At 71.5% G+C, this 2762-nt stretch carries 2 protein-coding genes; both read right to left on the bottom strand.

Going from position 1 to position 2762, the window contains the following annotated elements; translation table 11 throughout:
* A partial coding sequence (locus AC54T1_RS14480) for a hypothetical protein (protein WP_496912372.1) occupies positions 1-321 on the bottom strand: 321 nt, incomplete at its 3' end.
* Positions 322-430: 109 nt separating this feature from the next.
* Positions 431-2762: FUSC family protein (locus tag AC54T1_RS14475; protein ID WP_496912371.1), on the bottom strand; the 2332-nt coding region annotated here is incomplete at its 5' end.

Below are 2762 nucleotides of genomic sequence, written 5' to 3'. Positions count from 1 at the left end.
GTAGAGGCCCTGGTCGACGCCGTCGTAGAGGAAGTTCTGGTCGCGCATGTTGCCGTAGTAGATGAGGCCGAATCCGATGATGACGCCGCCGATCCAGGCGATGACGGTGGTCATGATCTGCAGGCCGGTGACCTGGCGCAGGCCTGCGGGGCGCCAGCGGCGGGGAAGTCGCCGGGTGATGGTGCGCAGCACGCGCCACTGCGCCGCGGCCAGGGGGCGGGCGATGAAACCGGACTCGTCGTAGCTCAACGCAGCGAGGAACACATCGAGCAACGTCGCGCCCAGGACGACGATTCCGAGAACCACCCAGATGGCTTCCACGTCCGAAGTTTATCGACGGGTGTCAAAAGATAAGAATGTTCGGTGGTTGCATTTTCATCTTTATGATTGCCAATTCAATGACATTCTTCTCGACGGTTCTGGGCCGGTCTCACCGGCCGGTCGGCATGGGTGCGAAGGCGTCCTCCTCCTCGCCCGTGAGGTCGCCGAGGAGGAGCAGTGCGCTCTGGTTGAGGAGCTCGAGGTGCCGGAGCAGGTACGTGGTGCCCGGAGCGTGCCGGGCATGGTCGAGGAGCTCCTCGGAGAGCTCGAGAGATCGGTGCACCGGGCGGTCGAGGTCTCCGTGCAGGGCGGCCGCCAGCGCGTCGAGGTTCTCCGAGGTGACGTCGGCGAGCCGGTCCCACTGCTCCGGTGGCAGGCCGGTCCTGCCGGGTGTCGCCCTGGCAGCAGCGCGCAGCAGGTGCCTGCCGGAGTAGGCCATCGACCAGGCGGCGGTGACCTTCCCCTCGACCCCGCCGAGGGCGTGCGCACCCGCCGTCCCGCGCAACGGCTTCGCCGTCGTCTCGAACGCACGGAAACTGCGGTCGACTGCCATCCCCTGCGCGTGCAGCTGCGAGACCGGGACGACGTCTCCACCGAGGCTCCGTACCGCGGACGCGGTGGCGGCGGAGAGGTCGGTGGCCAGCGCAGCGAGGTCGTCGTCGAGCTTGTCGTGCACGTGCACGGGCAGGAAGAGGCGGGCGACCGCGAAGGCGACCACCGCGCCGATGACCGTCTCGACGATCCGGACCTCGAGGGACTCGGTGGAGAGCTTGCCGAGGAACTCGTAGAGCTGGGCGAAGAGGGCTGTCTGCCAGAACGCCATGAGGGACGGTGAGGCTCCCTGGAGGTACATCATCGCGAAGACGCACAGGGCGAGCAGCGGGAGGGTCACGGCGTGGTCGGAGCCCCAGGCGGCCGCGACGGCGAACCCGACGATCGCCCCCGCGACGGTGCCGACGATCCGCTGGGCAGCCTTGATGAACGTCTCGCCGTCGGTCCCACCGAGCACCTGGAAGGCGGGCATCGCCGCCCAGTACTGGTGCGTCGTCGAGACGAACGACCCGAGGGTCAGGGCGAGCCCCGTGGACACCCCTGCCTGGAGCGCGCGGCGCGTGGTCGGTGCAAGGGTGGGCGCAGCGGGCCGGTGGGGCTCGTCACCGGTGGCGTGCCCCGCCGGTGCGGGCGTCCGGGCAGGGGCGGGCGTGACCTCCTCGCTCGGGTCCGCGAGGTCGGTCGGGCCGTCGGTCAGGGCGTCGATGGCCCGCAGGAGCTCGCGTACGGCGCGGTACAGGCGGCGCGCTGGCTCCGGCCACCGGGTCGTGTCCCGGGCGGTGAGGGACACCCGGGCGCCGTCGTCGTCGGCCGTCGTCCAGCCGGCTCCAGCGGGCGCGGGCCTGTGACGCAGGCGCTCTTGGACGAGCGTGATCTCGCCGGCGAGAAGCGCCCGGAGCGGGATGGGCATGCCCTCGCCCGTCGCTCCCCTCGCGGCGCCCGCGAGCACGTCCGCCGCCAGCTCGACGTCGAACACGTGCAGGCGCAGCACCATCGTCTGGGCGGGCGTGAGCCCGAGTGTCGAGGTCGCGGCGGTGAGCTGGCCGCTGAGGAAGTCCCCGGCACGGTGGAGCTGGAGCATGTCGCGACGGACACGGCCCGCGAGGTCCGGGTCCCAGCGCGCCCACGAGACGACGTCGACGAGCGGGTCGAGCGCGAGCGCGAGACGGTGTTCGAACGCGGCCACACCGTCGCGGGTGAGCCGCACCGCGGTATCCGGCAGGACGACGAACCCCAGGAGGCATGCCCACGCGACCGCCACTGCGCCGCTGACGACGTGCACGAGCACGTCCCCGGTCTCCAGCCCTATGAGGAGCGCGAAGTAGTAGGCGATGAAGAGCAGCTGCCCGAGGGTCGACCATCGTGGCCCGTACCTGCGCACCCAGACCGCGACGACGGCGACGAGGACCACGGACGCGACCGACGCGGCCGAGGGGCCGCCCACGACGGACGTGAGGACGACGGCGACGACGACCGGGACGATGCAGAGGACGGCGGTGAGTCGACGTCCGGGGCCGTTCGATGCGCTGGTCGCGGCGCTCGTGCGCATCGCGATGACGCCTCCGAACACGGCGGCGTGGACGGCGTCCGCGCTCTGGCTGAAGAGCCGGAGCCCGACGACGAGGCTGGCGGCGGTGAGCACGGCGGCGAGCAGCGACCGGCCCGCGGAGAGCAGCCGGACGGCCCCGGGGTCGACGAGGGCGGCCCGGTCGCGGAAGAACTGGCGCGACCTGAGCGCGAGGCCTCGCCAGCCCGGGGCGGAGTCCCGCGCGGGGCCCCCAGCCGGTATCGGGGCAGGGGTGGGGAGGGTATCGGGTGGGGTGGGTGTGGGGATGAGGATGGGTTGGTAGTCGAGGTCGTGGGCGACGGTGGTGGTGAGGGTGTGCATG

The organism is Sanguibacter sp. Z41_6 (assembly GCF_059621145.1).
The sequence above is the reverse complement of the archived record's forward strand: the minus strand, read 5'-3'. Positions and strand labels throughout refer to the sequence as shown.